Raw genomic sequence first — 23,279 nt, 5'->3', positions numbered from 1 at the left:
CCCGGCACGATCGGTGCCGGGCCCACGGGCGGCCTCCGTACGTGTGGGTGGTGTCGGCGGTGTCCGCCGTGTCACCTGTGTCACTGCGGCGGCCCGGGTCCTCCGGTGGAGCGTGCCCGGTGCCGCGGAAGCGTGCGCGGTGACGGGTCCGCCACCATGCGGGCACAGCAAAAAACCGGCCCACCCGGAGAGGTGGACCGGCTCAGTGCAAGCGAACCAGCAGTGGCCGCGCGCTAGCGGTTGTCAGCGCGAGACCTTGCCGGCCTTGATGCACGAGGTGCAAGCGTTCACGCGCTTCGGCGTCCCGCCGACCACGGTACGAACGCGCTGGATGTTGGGGTTCCAGCGACGGGGCGTACGGCGGTGCGAGTGCGAGATGTTGTTGCCGAAGCCCGGCCCCTTGCCGCAGACGTCGCAGTTGGCAGCCACGGGTCACTCCAAAGACTTCAGATGCACTTACGGTTGATCCCGGCATGCCGGAATCAGGATCTAGGATCTGAGTGGCGGTGCCAGGGGGAAGGCCCGATCGGATCGGGCAACTGGAGCAGCATACAACGACTGCGTCCGGAGAACGAAACTACCATGACCGGCGCGCACCTGGTCCGCGCCCTCATCAGGGGTCCCTACCGACAGTAACCCGTTCTGGGTCTACGCTGCGTCCCACGTTCAGCAGCTCAAGGAGGCGCAGGTGCCGCAGGTGCCGCAGACACTCGATGCTCTCGCGGTGCGCACCTGGTGCGGGCTCGCGCTGGAAGCGCTGGGACGGGCCCGCGAGGAGATCGACGCGATCAACGTCTACCCGGTGGCCGACGGGGACACGGGGACCAACCTGTATCTGACCGTGGAATCGGCGGCAGCGGCCGTCGAGGCGGTGTTCGCGGGCCACGAGACGATGGCGGTCGCGGACGCCCGGGACCCCCACGGCACCGGTGCCCCCGTCGGCACCGGCACCGATGCCGACGCGCGCGGAGGTCCGGGGGCGGTGCGGGCGGCCGGCGGTCCCAGCCTCGCCGACGCCGTGCGGGCGATGGCCCACGGAGCGCTCATCGGGGCACGCGGCAACTCCGGGACGATCCTCGCGCAGCTGCTGAGGGGCATGGCACAGGTCCTCGCGGCCGACGGTGACACCACTCACACCGACGGGCAGGGACTGCGGCTCGCTCTGCGGCACGCCGCGGACTCCGCGCGCCTGGCCGTCGCCCACCCCGTCGAGGGCACCGTCCTCACGGTCGCCGCCGCCGCGGCCGACGCCGCGGACGGAGCCGAGGGCGACTGCGCGGCGGTCGCGCGCGCGGCCCACGAAGGGGCCCGCGCCGCTCTCGCCGCGACCCCGGGGCAGCTGGCCGTCCTGCGGCGCGCCGGAGTCGTCGACGCCGGCGGGCGCGGGCTGGTCGCCGTGCTCGCGGCCCTCGTGGAGACGTTCACGGGGGAGTCGCCCGGCCTGCTCGCGGTGCCCGCGCCCGCCCGCGCGCGTGAGGGGACGACCACGGCCCAGGATTCCCCGGCGGCCGACGCGTGCACGGACGACGGACCGGAGGACGGCGGGCCCGCCTTCGAGGTGATCTACCTCCTGGAGGCGGAGGACGCGGCCGTGGAACGGCTCCGGCAGCGCCTCGACGGTCTCGGGGACTCCCTCGTCGTCGTCGGCGGGGACGGGCTGTGGAACGTCCATGTGCACGTCGACGACGCGGGCGCCGCCGTGGAGGCCGGCGTCGAGGCCGGACGTCCGTACCGGATCCGGATCACGCACTTCGGGCTCGGCGACGTCCACACCGCGGGCGCGGCCGGGCGTCCGCCGCGGGAGCGGGCCCAACGCGCGGTCGTGGCCGTCGTGCCCGGCGAGGGACTGGCCGGGCTGTACACGGAGGCCGGGGCGACCGCCGTGCTCGCCCGGCCCGGGGAGCCGCCCGCCAGCGGGGAGCTCGTCGAGGCCGTACGGCGGGCCCACGCGCGTGAGGTGGTGCTGCTGCCGAACGACGCCGAGCTGCGGCACACCGCGGCGGCCGCCGCGGAGCAGGCCCGCACGGAGGGCGTCCGGGTCGCGCTCATCCCGACGCGCTCCGCGGTGCAGGGCATCGCCGCGCTCGCCGTGCACGAACCGGACCGCCGGTTCGACGAGGACGTCGTCGCCATGACCTCGGCTGCCGGTGCCACCCGTCACGCCGAAGTCGTCGTCGCCGAACGGCAGTCCTGGACCATGGCCGGCATCTGCCAGGCCGGGGACGTCCTCGGCCTCATCGACGGCGACGTCGCCGTGATCGGCTCCGACGTCGCCGCCACCGCCGAGCTGGTCCTCGACCGCATGCTCGCCGCCGGCGGCGAGATGGTCACGCTCGTCCTCGGCGACGAGGCCCCCGAGTCCGTGGTGCCCCATCTGGAGGCCCGGGTCAGGGAGTCGTACCTGGCGGTCGACACGGTCGTGTACCGGGGCGGCCGGCAGGGCGCGTTGCTGCTGATCGGGGTGGAGTAGCGGCGGCGCCCACGCCCACGAGCGCCGGCCGCCTTCAGCCCGTCCGGCCCCGCCCACGTTCTCGAGCGCCGGCCGCCTTCAGCCCGTCCGGCCCCGCCCACGTTCTCGAGCGCCGGCCGACCTCAGCCCGTCCGGCGCTTGAGGACGAGGCCGTCCAGGCCGAAGCGGGGGTCTGGGGGCGCAGCCCCCAGGAGCAGGGGAAGGGCAGGGGCGGAGGGGGCGAACCACCGGCCCGCGGAGGACGGCGAACATTCCGGTCCACGGAGGACGGCGAACGCTCCGGTCCACGGAGGACGGCGAACGCTCCGGTCCGCGGAGGGCGGCGCACCCTCCGATTCGTGGAGGGCGGCGAACCCGCTGGTCCGCGGAGGCGGGGGCGAACCCGCGGGTCCGCGGAAGGGGAACCCTGATCCACGGATGGGGGCGCCCCCGGGCCCCCGGCCGCACCGGCTCAGTCCCCCGGGAGCCCCTCGACCAGCCCCAGCATCCGCTCGGCCTCGGTCCGCCGGGCCCCCGCCGTCTCCCCGTCCAGCCCCGCGCAGACGGACAGCACCGCACGCGCGCGTGCGGCAGCCGCAACGGGGCGGCCGAGGTCGGCCTCCAGCCAGCCGGCGGCGAGTTCGGCCCCGGTCCGGGCGCCGACGCCGTCGTCGCCGAGCGAGGTGAACACGGCGATCGCCCGCGTGACATGGGCGAGGGCCTCCTCCAACGCCGCCCCGGCGGAGGCCCCTTCCTCGTCCCCGGACACGGAACGGGCCACGAGATCACCGAACTGACGGTGGGTGTGGCCGAGTTCGGCGACCAGACGCTCCCGCGCGTCCTCGTCCTCCGGAGCCCCGGTGGCGGAGCCGGACGGGGAGGCGGACTCCGCCCGGAGGGCCGACTCGCACGCGCGCACGGCCGTCTCCATCAGCTCCCGCGCGGCGTCGAGCCCGGCCTCCGTGCGCGTCGCGGCCCACGCGCGCGCCCGCAGCGACCTGACCAGCCCGTGGACGTTGCCGAGCGCGCGCCACAGGTCGCCGGCACGGGCGTACGCCTGCTCGGCCCGGTCGGCGAGACCGGCGTGCCCCAGGGCCTCGGCGGCCAGATGCGCGAGCATCGCGTGGTCGTGCTGTTCGGGCCAGTGCCGGGCGATGTCCGCGGCCCGCAGCCAGTGCCCGGCGGCCTCACGGTGTTCGCCGAGTTCGGTGAGACAGTCGCCGAGCCACCACCGCGTCTGGACGATCGCGCCATCCCCGTGCATCTCGGCGGTCAGGTCGGGCAGCGCCGACTCCAGCACCTCGGCCGCCTCGGCCCACCGCCTCCGGCGGAGCAGCAGCCCGCCGAGCTGATGCCGGGCCCAGGCGCCGAGCGTGCCGGCCTCGCCCGCCTCGTCGGCCCAGTGCGCGGCTTCCAGTGCCTGTTCCGCGGCGGGACCCAACTGCCCTCCGGCGCCCAGGATCTCGGCGAGCTGGAGGTGCAGCTGGGCGTGGCCCATGGGCTCCAGGTACGCACCCGCGTGCTCCAGCGCCGCGCGGGCCGCCCGCTCCGCGGCGCCGACGTCGCCCAACTGCATCGCGATGCCGGCCAGCCGGGAGTCGTACTCCACGGCGAACCACGGCAGCCCGGCCGAGACGAACCCGTCCACGGCGGCCGAGAGGTGCTCCACGGCGGCCTCGGCGTCGTCGGCGCGCCCCGCGAGCTCGCCGAGCATCGCCCTCGCCTCCGCGGCCCGCGAGGCGAGCGCCACGTCCTCGCCGACGTGGGGTCCGACGAGCGCGAGCAACTCCCGCGCGGCCGCCCCGGCCGTCCGGGTCGCGGCCGCGGCGTCCGGGCCGGCGGCCTCGCCCGCGCTCTCCAGCTCGTCGACCCGGTGCATCCACGTCCGCGCCCGCCCGATCAGCACGGACGCCGTCTGCGGCACTCCGGTACCGCCCCGGGCGTGGAGGGCGAGCACCTCCTCGTACAGCTCCGCCGTCTCCGCCAGCGCCTCCTCGGTACCGGCGGACAGGGCGTGGACGTACGCGGCGCGGGCGCGGGCCGCGAGCGCCTCACCGGGGTCGCCCGCCTCCTCGTACAGCTCCGCCGCGCGGCGGAACAGGCCGGACCCCTCGGGACCGCGGCCCATCGCCTCGTGGTCGGCGATCTCCGCGCGGTCGCGGACCGTCAGCTCGTGGCCCTCGGCGGCGCGGGAGACAGCCGCCCACGCCTCCACCGCGTCCGGGCTGCGCAGCCCGGACAGCCGCCGGGCCTCCGCGAGCAGCGCGGGCAGATCCGGTGCGGCGCCGGCACCCGCGGCCCGCGGCCGGTGCTCCGGCGCCGGCTCGGCGCGGCCGGCGGACGCGGGGCGGGCGGAGCGCACGCCCAGCGGCAGCCGGTCCACCAGCGGCGCCCGGTCCATGCGGGCCCGGGCTCGCTCGCTCACGTAGGGGGTGCCGTTGCGGGAGTCGAAGCGCGCGGCCAGTGCGAGGGTCTCCTCGCGCGCGTGGACGGCCAGTTCCGCCGCGGTCCACGCGCGTCCGGCGGGGCCGGGCACCGTCTGCCCGCCGAGCCCGAGCAAGGTCAGGCGGTCCATCAGGAGGGCCACGACCGCCATGAAGTCCAGCTTGCTGCGCGGGTCCCCGGAGTCCGTGAAGTACGCGGGCCGCTCGGCGAGGAGCTCCAGGGCACGGGCCTCGTTCCCCGACAGCGCGCAGAACTCGACATGGTCCGCGTACGCCCCGCGCATGCTCTCCATGGCACGCACCAGCCGGAAGCCCCGGAGGTGATGGGCGCGGGCCTCCTGCAGGCGGCCCAGGCGCAGCAGGGGGAGCAGCGACGACGCGAGGACGGTGTGCGGCTCATGGGCGCACGTGTAGGCGCCCTCCAGGACCGGAGCCCACAGGTCGAGCGCCTCCGCGTCGGCGTCGCGCTCCGCGCGCCACCATCCCTGGCTGTGCAGCTCGCACGCATGGCAGTCCGCCATGCTGTCCCGGTCGGCGGCCAGCCACGCGGCATACGCCCGGTCCGCACGCGCCAGGTCCCCGAGATGCGCGGCGACGCTGAACTCCGCGCCCCGTACGGCCCGTTCGGAGTGACCGGCCAGCCGGTAGCGGCGCTCCATCTCGCCGAGCCACTTCTCGATCGAGGCGAGCGGGATGTGCGGCTGGTCCAGCATTCCGGCCGACATCCACTTGAACACCCAGTGCAGCGAGTGGATCTCGTACTCGTCGAAGTCCTCCGGGTGCTCGTCCCACATGCGCAGCAGGCGCGCGAAGGGGACGAACATCTTGTCCTTCTCGGAGCTGTAGTTGTAGACCTTCAGCTGGTGTCCGAGCGCCTCGACCACCGCGAGCGGGATGTTCAGCTTCTCGGCCTCGACGAGCAGTTGCTCCGCGCGCGCGTTGCGTGCGGGCCCCTCGGGCTGCTCGTGGTTGTCCGCCATCTCCTGGCGCAGGGTGTCGAAGTCCATGGCCCCGCTCATCCGCGGTCGTCCCTCCCCGGGTCGGTGTGGGTGGCCCATTCGAGGAGGCCGATGAACGAGCGGTTCAGGAGCGCGGAGTCCGCGGGCCGCAGCGGGCGCTGGGCCATCAGCAGCGCCTGGCCGTACAGCGACTCGGTGGCGGTGCCGATCAGCTCCGGGTCGGCCAGGGAACCGATCCGCCGGACGAGCGGGTTGAGGTGGTTGAGCACCAGCCGCGCGCGGGGCGCGCTGCCGCGCAGCGAGCCGAGAATGCCGGCCCACAGGTCGTCGGCCTGCTCCTCGGCCTCCGCACGGGCCTGCTCGTGCCGGGCGGCCCGGTCGTCCAGGTGCAGGGCCGGGACCGAGAGCGGGTGGAAGGCGCGCAGGACGACGTCGCAGCCCAGCGGGTCGAGCTTCGCCCGCGCCGCCGCCAGGAAGGCCGACAGGGCCAGCTCCTCGCCCGGGTCGACCGCGTCCAGGTGCGCGGTCACCGTGTCGGCGTCCAGCTCCGAGACGACCGTGCCCGGGCGCACCGAGGGCAGCGCCTCGACGAGCTCGCTGTCGTACGTGTAGCCGCCGTTGACGACGCCGACGCCCTGCGCGGACGCGATCGGCGCGACCTGCCGGTACTCCTCGACGGTGCGGGTGAAGTGCACGACGGGGTGCCGCTGCGCGAACTCCTCCAGGGACAGCCGGCCGTCGGTCGTCTCGAAGGGCAGCCACGGCAGCATCGTGCGCAGCATGTCCGCGTCGTGCCGCGCGAGGGACTTCACCCCCAGGTGGTGCACCGACAGGAACGCCGACAGCCGCTCCGGGTCCCCGGCCGCCAGCCCGGTCAGCCAGGACCGGATGCGCTCGCCGAGCGCCTCGCGCACGGCGGCGAGGGTCTCGTCCTCGTACAGAGACTCGCGTGAGGCGGTGGGCCGCAGACTGTCGGTGTCCAGCACACAGCGCACGAAGAACGCCCAGTCGGGCAGCAGCTGTTCGGCCCGCTCGGTGAGCAGCATGCCCTTGAGGTGCACCCGGTGGCTCGCCCGCTGGGCGGGACTGACGGCGGTCGGCAGGACGTACGCGACACCGCGGATGCCGGCCAGCGGCACCTTCAGGTCGATCGCGTCCAGCGGAGTGAACCCGAACAGGTCGTGGCAGTGCCGGGCGAGGGCCACCCGCCGGGTGGCGGGGCTCGGGTACGCGCGGTCCCACGGCGCCGGCAGGTCGGTGACCGCCTCGTCGCCCACGCGCAGGTCGTACGGCAGCAGCGAGCCGAAGTCCCGCGCCAGCGACCGCACCCGCTCCTCGGTGAGCCACTCGCCGGCCCCGGCGCGGGCCACCAGGTGCACGGTGGTGCCCGGTTCGGGGCGCGCCTCGGCGGGCAGCGTCCGCACGGTGTAGGAACCGTCGTCGGCCGCCGTCCACTCCACGGGCGCCGCGTCGGGCGTGCGCGCGCTGCGGCTGACGACGCGGATGCGCTCCGCGACCACGAAGCAGGCGAGCAGGCCGATGCCGAACTGGCCCAGGAAGTCCGAGCGCGCCGCCTCCAGGCCGTCGTCCCGCTTGGAGCTGCGGCCGATGGTCGCGAGGAGGCTGTGCACGTCGGCCTCGGTGAGCCCCACACCGGAGTCCTCCACCCGCAGCGCGCCGCCCTCGGCATGCAGGCGCACGGTGGCCGGGGCGTCCGGCTGCTCGGCCCGCCGCGCGGTGATCGCGTCCACCGCGTTCTGCAGCAGCTCGCGCAGATAGACCTTGGGACTGGAGTAGAGGTGATGGGAGAGCAGGTCCACCAGACCGCGCAGGTCGACCTGGAACGTATGAGGTGACTGAGGTGCCTGGGATGACTGTGAGGTCTGGGAGTCCATCGTCGCTGCGCCGGTGGGTGGGGGGACGGGCGACGGCGCGGGGTCGGGCGGTCCCGGGGGACGGTGACCGCGAAGAGGGCCGGAACGCGTCATCCTAGGCCCGGAACGACCCGCCTGACCAGCGGATTTCCAGGACGTATACGGCATTGTCAGTGTGGTGGTGTGCAATGGATCTCGTGCCCGTGCTCGAAGAACCACTGAAGAAGGTGCTCGGTCCCGCCACCGCGAAGGTGATGGCCGAGCACCTCGGCCTGCACACCGTCGGCGACCTCCTGCACCACTATCCCCGCAGGTACGAGGAGCGCGGTCAGCTCACCCACCTCGCCGACCTGCCCATGGACGAGCATGTGACGGTGGTCGCCCAGGTCGCCGACGCGCGCCTGCACACCTTCGCCTCGTCCCGGGCGCCGCGCGGCAAGGGCCAGCGTCTCGAAGTCACCATCACGGACGGCAGCGGCCGCCTCCAGCTGGTCTTCTTCGGCAACGGCGTGCACAAGCCCCACAAGGACCTCCTGCCGGGCACGCGGGCGATGTTCTCCGGCAAGGTCTCCGTCTTCAACCACCGCCTCCAGCTGGCCCATCCGGCGTACGAGCTGCTGCGCGGCGACGGCGACGAGGCCGTCGAGAGCGTCGACTCCTGGGCCGGCGCCCTCATCCCGATCTACCCGGCCACGGCCAAGCTGGAGTCCTGGAAGATCGCCAAGTCCGTGCAGACGGTGCTGCCCAGCGCCCAGGAGGCGGTCGACCCCCTCCCGGACTCCCTGCGCGACGGCCGCGGGCTGGTCACCCTCCCCGAGGCTCTCCTCAAGATCCACCGTCCGCACACCAAGGCGGACATCCACGACGCCCGCGCCCGGCTCAAATGGGACGAGGCCTTCGTCCTCCAGGTCGCCCTGGCCCGCCGCCGTCACGCCGACGCGCAGCTCCCGGCCGTCGCCCGCGTCGCCCGCGCGGACGGCATGCTCACCGCCTTCGACGCGAAGCTGCCCTTCACGCTCACCGAGGGCCAGCAGAAGGTCTCCAAGGAGATCTTCGACGACCTCGCCACCGAACACCCCATGCACCGGCTGCTCCAGGGAGAGGTCGGATCGGGAAAGACGATGGTCGCCCTGCGCGCCATGCTCGCCGTCGTCGACGCCGGCGGGCAGGCGGCCATGCTCGCCCCCACCGAGGTGCTCGCCCAGCAGCACCACCGGTCCGTCACCGAGATGATGGGGGAGCTCGCCGAGGGCGGCATGCTCGGCGGGGCCGAGCACTCCACCAAGGTCGTGCTGCTCACCGGCTCCATGGGCGCGGCGGCCCGCCGCCAGGCACTGCTCGACCTGGTCACCGGGGAGGCCGGCATCGTCATCGGCACGCACGCGCTGATCGAGGACAAGGTGCAGTTCCACGACCTGGGCCTGGTCGTGGTGGACGAGCAGCACCGCTTCGGCGTCGAGCAGCGCGACGCTCTGCGCGGCAAGGGCAAGCAGCCCCCGCACCTCCTGGTGATGACCGCCACGCCGATCCCGCGGACGGTCGCGATGACCGTCTTCGGCGACCTGGAGACCTCCGTCCTCGACCAGCTCCCCGCCGGGCGCTCGCCGATCGCCAGCCATGTCGTCCCGGCCTCCGACAAGCCGCACTTCCTCGCGCGCGCCTGGGAGCGCGTGCGCGAGGAAGTGGAGAACGGCCACCAGGCGTACGTCGTCTGCCCCCGCATCGGCGACGCCGCCGACGCCGCCGCCGACGCCGACGCGAAGAAGACCAAGAAGAAGTCCCCCGAGGACGAGGCCGAGAAGCGCCCGCCGCTCGCCGTCCTCGACATCGCCGATCACCTCGCCCAGGGCCCCCTGCGGGGACTGAAGGTGGAGATCCTGCACGGGCGGATGCAGCCCGACGACAAGGACGCCGTGATGCGCCGCTTCGCCGCGGGCGAGACGGACGTCCTCGTCGCCACGACGGTCATCGAGGTCGGGGTGAACGTACCGAACGCCACCGCGATGGTGATCATGGACGCCGACCGCTTCGGCGTCTCCCAGCTGCACCAGTTGCGGGGGCGCGTCGGCCGCGGCTCGGCGGCCGGACTCTGCCTGCTGGTCACCGAGATGCCGGAGGCCAGTGCGGCCCGCCAGCGGCTGAACGCGGTGGCGTCCACCCTCGACGGCTTCGAGCTCTCCCGCATCGACCTGGAGCAGCGGCGCGAGGGCGACGTCCTCGGCCAGGCCCAGTCCGGCGTCCGTTCGTCCCTGCGGATGCTCGCCGTCATCGACGACGAGGAGATCATCGCCGAGGCCCGCGAGGAGGCCACCGCGGTCGTCGTCGCCGACCCGGCCCTGGAGCAGCTGCCTGGCCTGCGCACCGCGCTGGACGCGCTGCTCGACGAGGAGCGCGAGCAGTACCTGGAGAAGGGCTGACAGACTGGACCCGACACATCCCCGCCGCAAAGGACCCTCATGACCCGCGTGATCGCCGGCCGGGCCGGAGGACGCCGACTGGCCGTCCCGCCGGGCACCGGTACCCGGCCCACCTCCGACCGGGCGCGTGAGGGCCTCTTCTCCACCTGGCAGTCCCTGCTCGGCGGCCCCCTCGACGGCGAGCGCGTCCTCGACCTCTACGCGGGCTCGGGCGCCGTCGGCCTGGAGGCGCTCAGCCGCGGCGCCGGGCACACCTTGCTCGTCGAGGCCGACGCCCGGGCCGCCCGGATCGTCCGGGAGAACGTGAAGTCGCTGGGCCTGCCCGGAGCCGAGGTCAGGTCGGGCAAAGCGGAACAGATCATCCGCACGACGCCGCCCGCGGCACCGTACGACCTGGTCTTCCTGGATCCCCCGTATGCCGTCACGGACGACGATCTTCGCGAGATTCTGCTCACACTCCGCTCGGAGGGCTGGCTCGCGGCCGAAGCCCTCGTCACCGTGGAGCGCAGCACCAGAGGCGGCGAATTCGGTTGGCCGGACGGCTTCGAAGCGATCAGGGCCCGTCGTTACGGCGAAGGCACGTTTTGGTACGGTCGCGCCGCCTCTACGTGCGAAGACGCACGATGACCGGACCGGAGAGCGAGGGACCACTGTTGCGCCGCGCCGTCTGTCCGGGGTCATTCGACCCCATCACCAATGGACACCTCGACATCATCGCCCGCGCCTCCAGGCTCTACGACGTCGTGCACGTCGTCGTGATGATCAACCAGGCGAAGAAGGGCCTGTTCAGCGTCGAGGAGCGGATCGAGCTGATCCGCGAGGTCACCGCCGACTACGGCAACGTCCAGGTCGAGGCCTACCACGGCCTCCTGGTCGACTTCTGCAAGCAGCGCGACATCCCCGCCATCGTCAAGGGCCTGCGCGCGGTCAGCGACTTCGACTACGAACTCCAGATGGCCCAGATGAACAACGGCCTCTCCGGCGTCGAGACGCTCTTCATCCCGACCAGCCCCACCTACAGCTTCCTGTCCTCCTCGCTCGTCAAGGAGGTGGCGAACTGGGGCGGCGACATCTCCCACCTGGTGCCGCCGGTGGTCCTGGAGGCGCTCACCGAGCGGCTCGGCAAGGGCTGAGACCCTGACAGTCCGTCACCAGGTGTCGGGAGGGGCGGCAGTGGTCGTACAGTCGACCCGTCCGTCTTCAACACAGCTGTAGAGAGTGGCGAGCACACGGTGGACGTGCAGAAGAAGCTCGACGAGATCGTCGCGACGGTCGGCGGCGCCCGTTCCATGCCCATGTCGGCCTCGTGCGTGGTCAACCGCGCCGAGCTGCTCTCGATGCTCGAAGAGGTGCGCCAGGCGCTGCCCGGCTCCCTCGCCCAGGCCCAGGAGCTGATCGGCGGGCGCGAGCAGATGGTCGAGCAGGCCCGCCAGGAGGCCGAGCGGATCATCGAGTCCGCGCACGCCGAGCGCGGTTCCCTGATCTCCGACACGGAGGTCGCCCGCCGTTCGCAGAACGAGGCGGACCGGATCCTGACCGAGGCCCGCCAGGAGGCCGAGGAGATCCGGGTGGAGGCCGACGACTACGTCGACTCCAAGCTCGCCAACTTCGAGGTCGTCCTCACCAAGACCCTCGGCTCCGTCGGCCGCGGCCGCGAGAAGCTCCTCGGCACCGGCCCCGGCCTCGACGAGCAGGGGTACGAGGACGAGGACGCCCCCGAGCGCAGCCACGACCCGGAGACCCTGCGCCGCAACGCCGACGAGTACGTCGACGTCAAGCTCGGGGCCTTCGAGGCCGTCCTCGCCAAGACCCTGGAGGCCGTCGGCCGCGGCCGCCAGAAGCTGCACGGCCGGATCGCCTCCGACGACCTCGGCGACCTGAGCGCCTTCGACGAGGACGGGACGCCCGGCCGGCACACCAGCGACGCCGACTACCTGGCCGGGCTGGCCGAGCTCGCGGACGCCGCCCCCGAGCAGCCCGCGCGGACCCCCGAGGTCCCCGCCCAGCCGTCCTACGGCCAGCAGGACGCCTACGCCTACCAGCAGCAGCCGGCCGACCCGTACGGCTACCAGCAGCAGTACGCCCAGCAGGACGCCTACGGCTACCAGCAGGCCGACCCGTACGCCGCCTACCCGCAGCAGCAGGCCTACGGCCAGCAGGCCGCGTACGACGGTGGCGGGCAGGCCTACGCCGACCCGCAGGGCCACACCGCGGACCCGCAGGCGCACGCCCTCGACGAGACCAGCCTCTTCGACACCAGCATGATCAGCGCCGAGCAGCTGCGGGCGTACGAGCAGGGGCGCGGCGGGCACTGAGCCCGGCGCGGGCCTCTCGCCCGGGCGGGACACCGACGGGCGCGCTCCGGCGCCCGGAACCGGGGACGGGCACCGGATTGGGCCGAGAGCGAAAGGTCCAGTATCCTGGCTCTTCGGTCGCGTGTACGTCCGCGATCACCGCTGCCCGGAACACCAGGGGCAGTGGGTCTTGAGCTTCGAGGATCGAAAGCAGGAATGGCCCTGAACACCCGCCACGACCACCGCAACCCTCTCGTGTTCGACACACACGAGCTGGGGCGGCGTCCTGGTGCGATGCAGCGCCTGACCCGCACGATCGACGCCCCCGCGGATCTCGGGATCCCGGGAGTCATCGGAGTGCCGGAAGGCGCCCCGGTGGAGCTCGAACTCCGGCTTGAGTCGGTCATGGAAGGGGTGCTTGTCACAGGCACCGCCCGTGCGTCGGCCAAGGGGGAGTGCGTAAGGTGTCTGGAGCCGCTGGAGCAGGAGCTCGAAGCGGACTTCCAGGAGATGTTCTCGTACCCTGACGCCGATGACCGGGGCCGCGTCAAAGCGGAGCCGGCCGACGACGCCGAGGAAGACGAGGACAGGCTCTTTGTCGAGGACGGCCTGTTCGACCTCGAACCCGTGCTGCGTGATGCGGTGGTGCTCGCACTGCCGATGCAGCCGGTGTGCCAGGACGACTGCCCCGGCCTGTGCTCCGAGTGCGGAGCCCGGCTCGCGGACGACCCGGACCACCACCACGACGCCGTCGACATCCGTTGGGCGGCACTGCAGGGACTCGCCGGTTCACTCGAAGATGGCGAGAAGGACGAGATGAGCGGCGGCGCGCTTCCTTCAGCGCACGTCGACGAGAAGCAGGAGAAGTAGCCGTGGCTGTTCCGAAGCGGAAGATGTCGCGCAGCAACACGCGCCACCGCCGGTCGCAGTGGAAGGCTGCGGTCCCCACCCTGGTTGCGTGCGAGCGCTGCCACGAGCCCAAGCAGCAGCACATCGCCTGCCCGGCTTGCGGCACCTACAACAAGCGCCAGGTCCTCGAAGTCTGAGTGGCTGGTGAGAGGTCTGATGTCTGACGCCAAGGCGGAATCAAACGCCAAGAAAAAGGCGGACAACACAGCCTCGTCCCACACGCTTCTGGAAGGGCGGCTCGGCTACAAGGTCGAGTCCGCCCTTCTGGTGCGTGCACTGACCCACCGTTCCTACGCGTACGAGAACGGCGGTCTGCCGACGAACGAGCGCCTGGAGTTCCTCGGGGACTCCGTGCTGGGTCTCGTCGTCACGGACACGCTGTACCGCACCCACCCCGACCTGCCCGAGGGCCAGCTGGCCAAGCTGCGGGCCGCGGTGGTCAACTCACGTGCGCTGGCCGAGGTGGGCCGCGGCCTCGAACTCGGCTCCTTCATCCGGCTCGGCCGGGGCGAGGAAGGCACGGGTGGCCGGGACAAGGCATCCATCCTCGCCGACACCCTTGAAGCGGTGATCGGCGCGGTCTATCTCGATCAGGGTTTGGACGCGGCGGGCGAACTCGTCCACCGTCTCTTCGACCCACTGATCGAGAAGTCCTCGAATCTGGGCGCGGGCCTGGACTGGAAGACCAGTCTCCAGGAGCTCACCGCGACGGAAGGGCTCGGCGTTCCCGAGTACCTCGTCTCGGAGACCGGCCCGGACCACGAGAAGACCTTTACTGCTGCCGCCCGCGTCGGAGGCGTCTCGTACGGCACCGGCACCGGCCGCAGCAAGAAGGAGGCGGAGCAGCAGGCCGCGGAGTCCGCGTGGCGTGCCATCCGCGCCGCCGCGGACGAACGCGCAAAGTCGGCCGAGGCCGCCGCCGAACAGGCGGCCCGGGCCGCCGAGGGGACCGCCGACACCCCCTCGGCACCGACGAGCGATGCGGCCACGGCCTGACTCCTTCACAGCCGGACGCAGTACCCGAACCCCGTCGCAGCGCTCGCGCCGCGACGGGGTTCGCGCGTCGGGCCGCCGTCCGGCACGGCGACCGCCTCGGGCCACCGTCCGGCATGATCACCGCGACCGGCCGCCGTCCGGACGGCGACCGGGTCCGGCTGCCGTCCGGACCGGGAGGGAGCGCGGCGCGGGCCCCGGCTCCCGTGGTCCCGTCTGCCCGAAAGGCCGCGCCGTCGCGCGCCGTTGAGCACGAGGTACCCTTCGGGCACAGCCCCTCGAACCACCCTGCTGAAGGAGTCCCGTGCCCGAGCTGCCCGAGGTCGAAGTCGTGCGGCGGGGCCTGGAGCGCTGGGTCAGCGGACGTGTCGTGCAGACCGTCGAGGTGCGGCATCCGCGGGCCGTACGACGCCATCTCGCGGGCCCCGAGGGCTTCGCGAAGGCCCTCGCGGGCCACCGCGTGGGCGAGGCCCGACGGCGCGGCAAGTACCTGTGGCTGCCCCTCGACGACTCCCCGTTCTCGGTGCTCGCGCACCTCGGCATGAGCGGGCAGCTCCTCGTGCAGCCTCAGGACGCCCCGGACGAGAAGCACCTGCGCATCCGCATCTGCTTCGAGGACGGCCTCGGCACCGAACTGCGGTTCGTGGACCAGCGCACCTTCGGCGGGCTCTCGCTGCACGAGAACACCCCGGACGGCCTGCCGGACGTCATCGCGCACATCGCCCGCGACCCGCTGGACACCCTCTTCGACGACGCCGCGTTCCACACGGCACTGCGTGCCCGCCGTACGACGATCAAGCGGGCCCTCCTCGACCAGTCGCTGATCAGCGGGGTCGGCAACATCTACGCGGACGAGGCGCTCTGGCGGTCCCGGCTGCACTACGAACGCCCCACGGGCACCTTCACCCGTCCCCGCACCGCGGAACTCCTCGGGCACATCCGTGACGTCATGAACGACGCCCTGGCCGCCGGCGGCACCAGCTTCGACAGCCTGTACGTCAACGTCAACGGCGAATCGGGCTACTTCGACCGCTCGCTCGACGCATACGGCCGCGAGGGCGAACCGTGCCGGCGGTGCGGGACGCCGATGCGGCGGCGCGCCTGGATGAACCGGTCGAGCTACTTCTGCCCGCGCTGCCAGCGGGCGCCACGCCTCCCGGCCTGACGGCGGGCGTGCGCTCTCCCGTGGGCGTACGCCCCGCCTTCTCCCCGTGACCGTGCCGGTGGCGCGGACCCCCTAGCTCTCACGCGTCCCGTCGTAGCGCTCACGGGCCTCCAGCACGTCGTCCATGTGCCCCTCGACGAAGTCGATGAGGGTCAGCAGACGCTCGGAGACCTCGCGGCCGAGCGGCGTGAGCCGGTAGTCGACGCGGGGCGGGTTGGTGGGCTGGGCCTCGCGGTGCACCAGACCGTCGCGCTCCAGCGCGTGCAGCGTCTGGGAGAGCATCTTCTCGCTGACGCCGTCGACACGGCGGCGCAGCTCGTTGAAGCGGAACGTGCCGTCGTGCAGTGCGCCCAGCGTCAGTGAGCCCCATCGCCCGGTGACGTGCTCCAGCGTGCCCCGGGACGGGCAGCTGCGGGCGAACACGTTGTACGCGAGGTCCTTGCCCTGCACACAGGCGGCGCCCCGACCGCTCTCGGTGCCCTCGGCGGTCTGCGCGACAGATTCCATACCAGGAGCATACGCGGGCACAGCGCTAACCACTAGGTTGCACTAACTAGAAGTTAGTGCTTTCCTTTCGTCATCTTCAGTGAGCAGCGCAGATGATGCTGCCCGCTTTCGTCCCTGAGGAGTACGAACCGTGACGACCCCCGTTGTCTCCATCGCCTACCACTCCGGCCACGGCCACACCGCCGTGCTCGCCGAGGCCGTCCGCGCGGGTGCCGCCGAGGCCGGCGCCCAGGTCGAGCTGATCAAGGTCGACGAGATCACCGACGCGCAGTGGGAACTGCTCGACGCCTCGGACGCGATCGTGTTCGGCTCGCCGACGTACATGGGCACCGCTTCCGGCGCCTTCCACGGCTTCGCCGAAGCGTCCTCGAAGCGCTGGTTCGGCCAGGACTGGCGGGACAAGCTCGCCGCCGGATTCACCAACTCCGGTTCCAAGAGCGGCGACAAGCTGCACACGCTCCAGTTCTTCCAGATCCTCGCCGCGCAGCACGGCATGAACTGGATCAACCTCGGTCTGCACCCGGGCTGGAACAGCAGCACGGCCTCCGAGCACGACCTCAACCGCCTCGGCGTCTTCGCCGGCGCCGCCGCGCAGACCAATGTCGACGAGGGCCCGGACGGCGTGCACAAGGCCGACATCGCCACCGCCGAGCACCTCGGCCGCCGGATCGCCGAGGCGGCCCGTGTCTTCGCGCTGGGGCGTGTGGCGGCGTCCGGGCTGGCCGCCTGAGGTGCTGCCCCTGGTGGCGTCCGCGCCGCGGGACGTGAGACGCCGTCCCTCGTGGTGTCCGTGCCGCGGGACGTGAGGGGGGGCTTCCGGTGCGCGTCCTTGATGCGAGAAAAATCGAACACATGATTGAATCGCGTCATGCGACCGTTTCCCGACGACCTCGTCCAGGCGCAGCAGGAGTGGAGCACCACCTACCGTCGGCTGGCCGAGCAGCCCGGCCGGACCGAGCTGCGCCGGCGTCTGTACCGACTGTCGACCGCGGTGCTCTTCCATCCGTACTGGCAGGAGCGGGGCCGGAACCCGGCGGCCTGGTGGGAGCTGCGGAGCCTCGGGCGGCGGGGGAGCGGCCGGGGGTGAGCGTCCGCCCCCGCCGGCCCGCGCGGGCGGCACTCTCGGGCGGACATGCCGACGGCGGCCCCGAGGGGCCGCCGTGAAAGTCGCTGAGGCCGGCCTGTAGGGGCCGCCGTGGAAGAAGCCGTGAAGCAGTCGCGGCCACGGGCCTCGGAGCCGGTGGCCGTCCCGGCCACCGGACTCCCGTGTCTCAGTAGCCGAAGTCCTGCGTCCACCAAGGGCCGCCCGAGCCGAAGTGGGCTCCGACGCCGAGAGTCTTGAAGTCGCAGTTCAGGATGTTGGCGCGATGGCCGGGGCTGTTCATCCAGGCCTCCATCACCGCCTCGGCGGTGGTCTGGCCACGGGCTATGTTCTCGCCGCCCAGACCGGTTATCCCGGCCTGCGCCGCACGGTCCCAGGGGCTGAGCCCGCCCGGGTCGGTGTGGTCGAAGAAGTCGCGCAGTGCCATGTCCTCACTGAACGACTGGGCCAGCTCGGACAGGGAGCTGTTCGCCGCCACCGGGCTGCAGCCGACCTTGGCCCGTTCCTCGTTCACCAGGCGCAGCACCTCGGCCTCCGCCGCCGTCTCCGCGGACACCGCCACCGGCTCCTTGGTCTTCGGCGCCTTGGTGGCCTGCTTGGCCGGCTTGCTCGGCTTGGGGGCCTTGGCCTGGCCGGGCTTGGAGGGGTGTTCCTTCGGGGGCGCCGTGGTGGTCGGCGCGGCCGGCGACGTCGAGGGGGCGGCCGGGGGCGAGACGGTGCGCTGGGCGTCACGGCTCGTCGGGTTGCCGTCGTCGCGGGAGTCGTCCGCGGTACCGGACGTGCCGCCCTGCTGGGTCTCCAGGGACGACGGGGAGCTCGCGGCCTGCACGTTGTCGGAGTTGTTGCTGCCGCCACCGAGCGAGTAGTTCTCGCTGCCCGGCAGCACGCCGGTCGCGACGGCGACGGTGCCCAGCGCCACGGCCGCCGACACACCCAGCAGACCCGTGCGCACAGGCGTCACCGTCTTGCGCTTGCGGTGCGAGCGGGCGGCGGCGGTGGGCGGGAGGTCGGCGACGGCTGCGTAGCCGTACAGATTCTCCGGACCGTAACTCTCCGTGCGGGCCTCGTGTGTGTCCGTGACCCCGGTGGCGCGCCCTGTGGCGGCGCGGCCGGCGGCGGAGCGTCGGTGGCGTCCCATCTCCTGGGCCTTCCTCGATCTTGCGGTCAGCGATCCCCGGATGAACCTCACTCGAAAGAGTGAGTTTCCTGTGAGGCTCATTGGGTCGGGACGGTACCGCATGCCGCGTGAGGGGGAAGTGCTCCGAGAGACATTGTCCGGTTAGCGTGCACCCATGAACGAGGTTGCACGGCTGGTCGTCTGGGTGCGCGGAAGGGTCCAAGGTGTGGGTTTCCGCTGGTTCACGCGCGCCAAGGCCCTGGAGATCGGCGGGCTGAGTGGTTTTGCTCTCAATTTGGACGACGGACGCGTCCAGGTCGTGGCGGAGGGCCCGCGGGACGACTGCCAGAGTCTGCTCGACTGGCTCCAGGGCGACGACACGCCCGGCCGGGTCGACGGAGTCACTGAGATCTGGGACACGCCCCGCGGGATCTACGACGGCTTCGCCATCCGCTGACGACGTCGGCCCCGGTGACCTCGCCGGACGGGGGCCGGGCATGCCACCGGCACCTGCCGGGAGCAGAAATGACCTGGTGGTTGCCAAGAACGGCGAGAAGTGGCAGGCTCCCCAGAGAAGGATGATCTCCACGCCCTGAGGGCCCCGCAGGAGTCGCAGCGCAGGCGTCAGAAGGCCGCGCGACAGCGGGTTGCCCCCCAATACGGGGCGTGATCGTGTTGACCGTCAAACTTTTTGGTGAGACGCTGAAAGCCCCGCGCACCTTAGCTGTTTGGCATGTGGAACGGCAGCAGGACATCAGCAGTGTCAAGCATCGCGGGTGCGATTCCCTCACGACCCACACCGCTTCGGTCGGTCACTCAGTGTGGAGGACCATCCATCATGGCAAAGGCGCTTCTCGGTTACGTCGGCGGTTCCGACCCGCGACTCATTGCCGAGATGCGACGGCTCCAGCAGCGCGTACAGGACCTCGAATCCGAGCTCGTACGGATCCAGGCCGAGAACGACGCGCTCGCGGCTGCCGCTTCTCACGATTCGCTTCTTGAGAGCATCGACGTACCCCAGGCGGAGCCTGCGCTCACCTGATCACTGCACCGCACCACGACAGCAGTGGTTGGGCTGCCCGTATCAACCGCTAAGTTGTCAGATTTGCAAGGGACGCCTCTTCGGCGTCCCTTCTTTCTTGCCCCCGCGTCCCCTTCCCCTCTCTTCACCGTCTGGTGTGCCCTGCACGTTCATGGGTGAAACCGCGCGTTCATGGAGTGAGACCCGGCCCGAAAGGTAGAGTCCAGCGGCGTGCACCTCAAGGCCCTGACCCTGCGCGGGTTCAAGTCGTTCGCCTCGGCGACCACGCTGCGGTTCGAGCCGGGCATCACCTGCGTCGTGGGCCCCAACGGTTCGGGCAAGTCCAATGTCGTGGACGCGCTGAGCTGGGTCATGGGCGAGCAGGGGGCGAAGTCGCTGCGCGGCGGCAAGATGGAGGACGTCATCTTCGCCGGCACCACCGGCCGCCCGCCGTTGGGCCGCGCCGAGGTGTCGCTCACCATCGACAACTCCGACGGGGCCCTGCCCATCGAGTACGCCGAGGTCACCATCACGCGGATCATGTTCCGCAACGGCGGCAGCGAGTACCAGATCAACGGCGACACCTGCCGGCTCCTCGACATCCAGGAACTGTTGTCCGACTCCGGCATCGGCCGCGAGATGCACGTCATCGTCGGGCAGGGTCAGCTCGACTCCGTCCTGCACGCCGACCCGATGGGCCGCCGCGCCTTCATCGAGGAGGCCGCGGGCGTCCTCAAGCACCGCAAGCGCAAGGAGAAGGCGCTGCGGAAACTGGACGCGATGCAGGCCAACCTCGCTCGCGTGCAGGACCTCACGGACGAGCTGCGGCGGCAGCTGAAGCCGCTCGGCCGGCAGGCGGCGGTGGCGCGCCGGGCGGCGGTCATCCAGGCCGATCTGCGCGACGCGCGGCTGCGGCTCCTCGCCGACGACCTCGTACGGCTGCGGCAGGCGCTGCAGACCGAGATCGCCGACGAGGCCGCGCTGAAGGCGCGCAAGGAGTCCGCCGAGGCCGAGTTGAAGAAGGCGCTCCAGCGCGAGGCCCTCCTGGAGGACGAGGTGCGGCAGCTGACTCCGCGCCTCCAGCGGGCCCAGCAGACCTGGTACGAGCTGTCGCAGCTCGCCGAGCGGGTGCGCGGCACGATCTCGCTGGCCGACGCACGCGTGAAGAGCGCCACGTCCGTGCCCGCCGAGGAGCGGCGCGGGCGCGACCCCGAGGACATGGAGCGCGAGGCCGCGCGCATCCGCGAGCAGGAGGCCGAGCTCGAAGCGGCGCTGGAGGCGGCCGAACGCGCTCTGGAGGACACGGTCGCGCACCGCGCCGAACTGGAGCGCGAACTCGCGCTCGAGGAGCGCCGCCTCAAGGACGTGGCCCGTGCCATCGCCGACCGCCGTGAGGGCCTCGCCCGCCTGAACGGCCAGGTCAACGCGGCCCGTTCGCGTGCCGCCTCCGCCCAGGCCGAGATCGACCGCCTCGCCTCGGCCCGCGACGAGGCCCAGGAACGCGCCTTCGCCGCCCAGGAGGAGTACGAGCAGCTGAAGGCCGAGGTCGACGGCCTCGACGCGGGCGACGTGGAGCTCGCCGAGCGGCACGAGGAGGCCAAGGAGCAGCTGTCCGAGGCGGAGGCCGCCCTGACCGCCGCCCGCGAAGCGGTCACCGCGGCCGAACGCCGGCGCGCCGCCACCCAGGCCCGCCACGAGGCGCTCGCCCTCGGCCTGCGCCGCAAGGACGGCACGGGCGCGCTGCTCGGGGCCCGCGACCGGCTCACCGGCCTGCTCGGGCCCGCGGCCGAACTGCTCTCGGTCACACCCGGCTTCGAGGTCCCGCTGGCCGCGGCGTTCGGCGCGGCCGCCGACGCGATCGCCGTCACCACCCCGGCCTCCGCGGCGGAGGCCATCCGGCTGCTGCGCAAGCAGGACGCGGGCCGGGCGGCCCTCCTGCTGACCGGAGCGCCGGACGAGCCCGGGGACGGCACCCCGGGCGGCGCCTCCCCGGCACAGCCGGACGGCTCCCGGTACGCCGCCGAACTGGTCCGTGGTCCCGCCGAGCTGATGCCGGCCGTACGGAGGCTGCTGCGCGGCATCGTCGTGGTCGGCACTCTCGAGGACGCCGAGGACCTCGTCTACGCGCGGCCCGAGCTCACCGCCGTCACCGCGGAGGGCGACCTGCTCGGCGCGCACTTCGCGCACGGCGGTTCCGCCGGGGCGCCCAGCCTGCTGGAGGTGCAGGCGTCCGTGGACGAGGCGGCGGCCGAGCTGGAGGAACTCGCCGTCCGCTGCGAGGAGCTGACCGAGGCACAGCACCTGGCGGCCGGAGTGCGCGGTGAACGGGCCGCGCTCGTCGAGGAGCTGGGCGAGCGGCGGCGGGCAGCCGAGCGGGAGAAGTCGTCCGTCGCGCAGCAGCTCGGGCGGCTGGCCGGCCAGGCGCGTGGCGCCGCCGGGGAGGCGGAACGGAGCACGGCCGCCGCGGCGCGGGCCCAGGACGCCCTGGACCGGGCGGTCGAAGAGGCCGAGGAACTGGCGGAACGGCTCGCGGTGGCCGAGGAGATGCCCGTGGAGGAGGAACCCGACACCTCCGTGCGCGACCGGCTCGCCGCCGACGGGGCCAATGCCCGGCAGACCGAGATGGAGGCCCGCCTCCAGGTGCGTACGCACGAGGAGCGGGTCAAGGGGCTCGCCGGACGTGCCGACGGACTCGACCGGGCCGCGCGCGCCGAACGCGAGGCACGCGCGCGTGCCGAGCAGCGGCGCGCCCGGCTGCGGCACGAGGCCGCGGTCGCCGAGGCCGTCGCCTCCGGCGCGCGCCAACTGCTCGCCCACGTCGAGGTCTCGCTGACCCGTGCGGAGGAGGAGCGGGCCGCCGCGGAGAACGCGAAGACGCACCGGGAGCAGGCCCTCGGCGTCGCCCGGGGCGAGGGCCGTGACCTGAAGGCGGAGCTCGACAAGCTGACGGACTCGGTGCATCGCGGCGAGGTGCTCGGCGCGGAGAAGCGGCTGCGGATAGAGCAACTGGAGTCGAAGGCGCTGGAGGAGCTCGGTGTCGAGCCGGCCGGGCTCGTCGCGGACTACGGTCCGGACCAGCCGGTGCCGCCGTCGCTGCCCGCGGAGGGCGAGGAGCTGCCGGAGGATCCGGAGCACCCGCGCAACCAGCCCCGGCCGTTCCACCGTGCGGAGCAGGAGAAGCGGCTCAAGTCGGCCGAACGGGCATATCAGCAGCTCGGCAAGGTCAATCCGCTCGCCCTGGAGGAGTTCGCCGCGCTGGAGGAGCGTCACAAGTTCCTCAGCGAGCAGCTTGAGGACCTCAAGAAGACGCGTGCCGATCTGCTTCAGGTGGTGAAGGAGGTCGACGAGCGCGTCGAGCAGGTGTTCACCGAGGCGTACCGCGACACGGCCCGGGAGTTCGAGGGGGTCTTCAGCCGGCTGTTCCCGGGAGGGGAGGGGCGGCTGATCCTGACCGATCCCGACAACATGCTCACCACGGGTGTGGACGTCGAGGCCCGGCCGCCGGGCAAGAAGGTCAAGCGGCTCTCCCTGCTGTCCGGCGGGGAGCGGTCCCTGACCGCGGTGGCGATGCTCGTGTCGATCTTCAAGGCCCGGCCGAGTCCGTTCTATGTGATGGACGAGGTCGAGGCGGCGCTCGACGACACCAACCTCCAGCGGCTGATCCGGATCATGCAGGAGCTCCAGGAGGCCTCGCAGCTGATCGTGATCACGCACCAGAAGCGCACGATGGAGGTCGCCGACGCGCTGTACGGCGTCTCCATGCAGGGCGACGGTGTGTCGAAGGTCATCAGCCAGCGTCTCCGCTAGCACCACAAAAGTGCGTGTAGCCCACACCGGTCTTGACCTGGGCTTCCTGCTGCCTTCATTCTGACTTCAAGTGTTGAACACAACTCTGTCGAAGCCGTGGGCAAAATTCATAGCTTGCCGCCTGTTGACTTCGAAACTTGAAGGCATAGTCTCTGCAACGTTGCTTTTACCTTCAGGTGGTGGGCGGCGTGAACCTGTGCGCCACTGGAACCACCAGCGAA

General features: G+C 72.3%; 19 protein-coding genes. 14 read left to right on the top strand and 5 right to left on the bottom strand.

What is annotated here, in order from left to right:
- Positions 1 to 243: 243 nt before the first annotated feature.
- Positions 244 to 429: a 50S ribosomal protein L28 gene (rpmB, locus tag ABEB03_RS43625; RefSeq protein ID WP_004924906.1), complete on the bottom strand. Its 186-nt coding sequence runs from the start codon at positions 427 to 429 to the stop codon at positions 244 to 246.
- A gap of 259 nt (positions 430 to 688) precedes the next feature.
- Here rpmB and ABEB03_RS43620 point away from each other — a divergent pair, with 259 nt between their 5' ends.
- Positions 689 to 2,470 carry a DAK2 domain-containing protein gene (locus ABEB03_RS43620; RefSeq protein ID WP_345658655.1) on the top strand — a complete coding sequence of 594 codons (1,782 nt, stop codon included), beginning with the start codon at positions 689 to 691 and terminating at the stop codon, positions 2,468 to 2,470.
- A 451-nt stretch (positions 2,471 to 2,921) separates the two neighbouring features.
- Here the strand turns inward: ABEB03_RS43620 and ABEB03_RS43615 are convergent, their stop codons facing one another.
- Entirely contained in the window at positions 2,922 to 5,912 is a 2,991-nt protein-coding gene (locus ABEB03_RS43615) for a tetratricopeptide repeat protein (protein ID WP_345658654.1), read from the bottom strand.
- Positions 5,909 to 7,747, bottom strand: coding sequence for an HSP90 family protein (locus tag ABEB03_RS43610; RefSeq protein WP_345658653.1), 1,839 nt, complete (start codon positions 7,745 to 7,747; stop codon positions 5,909 to 5,911). The genes ABEB03_RS43615 and ABEB03_RS43610 overlap by 4 nt, the downstream gene beginning before the upstream one ends.
- 167 nt (positions 7,748 to 7,914) lie before the next feature.
- On the opposite strand from ABEB03_RS43610, the gene recG reads away from it, so the two are divergent.
- The 8 genes from recG to mutM all read left to right on the top strand — a co-directional run bounded on the left by recG (position 7,915) and on the right by mutM (position 15,504).
- Positions 7,915 to 10,143 carry an ATP-dependent DNA helicase RecG gene (gene recG / locus ABEB03_RS43605; RefSeq protein ID WP_345658652.1) on the top strand — a complete coding sequence of 743 codons (2,229 nt, stop codon included), beginning with the start codon at positions 7,915 to 7,917 and terminating at the stop codon, positions 10,141 to 10,143.
- A 39-nt stretch (positions 10,144 to 10,182) separates the two neighbouring features.
- Positions 10,183 to 10,770 carry a 16S rRNA (guanine(966)-N(2))-methyltransferase RsmD gene (rsmD, locus tag ABEB03_RS43600; RefSeq protein WP_345658651.1) on the top strand — a complete coding sequence of 196 codons (588 nt, stop codon included), beginning with the start codon at positions 10,183 to 10,185 and terminating at the stop codon, positions 10,768 to 10,770.
- A 26-nt stretch (positions 10,771 to 10,796) separates the two neighbouring features.
- Positions 10,797 to 11,276: a pantetheine-phosphate adenylyltransferase gene (gene coaD, locus ABEB03_RS43595; RefSeq protein ID WP_306453579.1), complete on the top strand. Its 480-nt coding sequence runs from the start codon at positions 10,797 to 10,799 to the stop codon at positions 11,274 to 11,276.
- Between the two features lie 99 nt (positions 11,277 to 11,375).
- Positions 11,376 to 12,458 (top strand): DivIVA domain-containing protein, encoded by a 1,083-nt coding sequence (locus ABEB03_RS43590; protein ID WP_345658650.1) that lies wholly within the window; start codon positions 11,376 to 11,378, stop codon positions 12,456 to 12,458.
- A gap of 195 nt (positions 12,459 to 12,653) precedes the next feature.
- Entirely contained in the window at positions 12,654 to 13,307 is a 654-nt protein-coding gene (locus ABEB03_RS43585) for a YceD family protein (protein WP_345658649.1), read from the top strand.
- A 2-nt stretch (positions 13,308 to 13,309) separates the two neighbouring features.
- Positions 13,310 to 13,483 (top strand): 50S ribosomal protein L32, encoded by a 174-nt coding sequence (rpmF, locus tag ABEB03_RS43580; protein ID WP_028802425.1) that lies wholly within the window; start codon positions 13,310 to 13,312, stop codon positions 13,481 to 13,483.
- A gap of 19 nt (positions 13,484 to 13,502) precedes the next feature.
- On the top strand, positions 13,503 to 14,342 hold the full coding sequence (gene rnc / locus ABEB03_RS43575) for a ribonuclease III (RefSeq protein ID WP_345658648.1): 840 nt from the start codon (positions 13,503 to 13,505) through the stop codon (positions 14,340 to 14,342).
- Between the two features lie 301 nt (positions 14,343 to 14,643).
- Complete coding sequence (gene mutM / locus ABEB03_RS43570; protein ID WP_345658647.1) at positions 14,644 to 15,504, top strand: bifunctional DNA-formamidopyrimidine glycosylase/DNA-(apurinic or apyrimidinic site) lyase; 861 nt, start codon at positions 14,644 to 14,646, stop codon at positions 15,502 to 15,504.
- 72 nt (positions 15,505 to 15,576) lie between these two features.
- Here the strand turns inward: mutM and ABEB03_RS43565 are convergent, their stop codons facing one another.
- On the bottom strand, positions 15,577 to 16,011 hold the full coding sequence (locus ABEB03_RS43565; protein WP_345658645.1) for a winged helix-turn-helix transcriptional regulator: 435 nt from the start codon (positions 16,009 to 16,011) through the stop codon (positions 15,577 to 15,579).
- 130 nt (positions 16,012 to 16,141) lie between these two features.
- Between ABEB03_RS43565 and ABEB03_RS43560 the strand changes: the two genes are divergently transcribed.
- Positions 16,142 to 16,741, top strand: a complete 600-nt coding sequence (locus ABEB03_RS43560) for a flavodoxin family protein (protein WP_345658644.1) — start codon at positions 16,142 to 16,144, stop codon at positions 16,739 to 16,741.
- 138 nt (positions 16,742 to 16,879) lie between these two features.
- Positions 16,880 to 17,098 carry a hypothetical protein gene (locus ABEB03_RS43555; RefSeq protein WP_345658643.1) on the top strand — a complete coding sequence of 73 codons (219 nt, stop codon included), beginning with the start codon at positions 16,880 to 16,882 and terminating at the stop codon, positions 17,096 to 17,098.
- Positions 17,099 to 17,282: 184 nt separating this feature from the next.
- Here the strand turns inward: ABEB03_RS43555 and ABEB03_RS43550 are convergent, their stop codons facing one another.
- A complete protein-coding gene (locus tag ABEB03_RS43550; RefSeq protein ID WP_345658642.1) occupies positions 17,283 to 18,251 on the bottom strand; it encodes a CAP domain-containing protein in 969 nt (322 codons plus the stop codon).
- 154 nt (positions 18,252 to 18,405) lie between these two features.
- Between ABEB03_RS43550 and ABEB03_RS43545 the strand changes: the two genes are divergently transcribed.
- From ABEB03_RS43545 to smc, 3 genes are all read left to right on the top strand, one after another.
- Complete coding sequence (locus ABEB03_RS43545) at positions 18,406 to 18,687, top strand: acylphosphatase (RefSeq protein WP_095936900.1); 282 nt, start codon at positions 18,406 to 18,408, stop codon at positions 18,685 to 18,687.
- A 381-nt stretch (positions 18,688 to 19,068) separates the two neighbouring features.
- Positions 19,069 to 19,272 (top strand): hypothetical protein, encoded by a 204-nt coding sequence (locus tag ABEB03_RS43540; protein WP_028802434.1) that lies wholly within the window; start codon positions 19,069 to 19,071, stop codon positions 19,270 to 19,272.
- Between the two features lie 210 nt (positions 19,273 to 19,482).
- Positions 19,483 to 23,058, top strand: a complete 3,576-nt coding sequence (smc, locus tag ABEB03_RS43535; protein WP_345658640.1) for a chromosome segregation protein SMC — start codon at positions 19,483 to 19,485, stop codon at positions 23,056 to 23,058.
- Positions 23,059 to 23,279 lie beyond the last annotated feature (221 nt).

The organism is Streptomyces siamensis (genome assembly GCF_039543605.1).
GTDB classification, from domain to species: Bacteria; Actinomycetota; Actinomycetes; order Streptomycetales; family Streptomycetaceae; genus Streptomyces; species Streptomyces siamensis.
The sequence above is the reverse complement of the archived record's forward strand: the minus strand, read 5'-3'. Positions and strand labels throughout refer to the sequence as shown.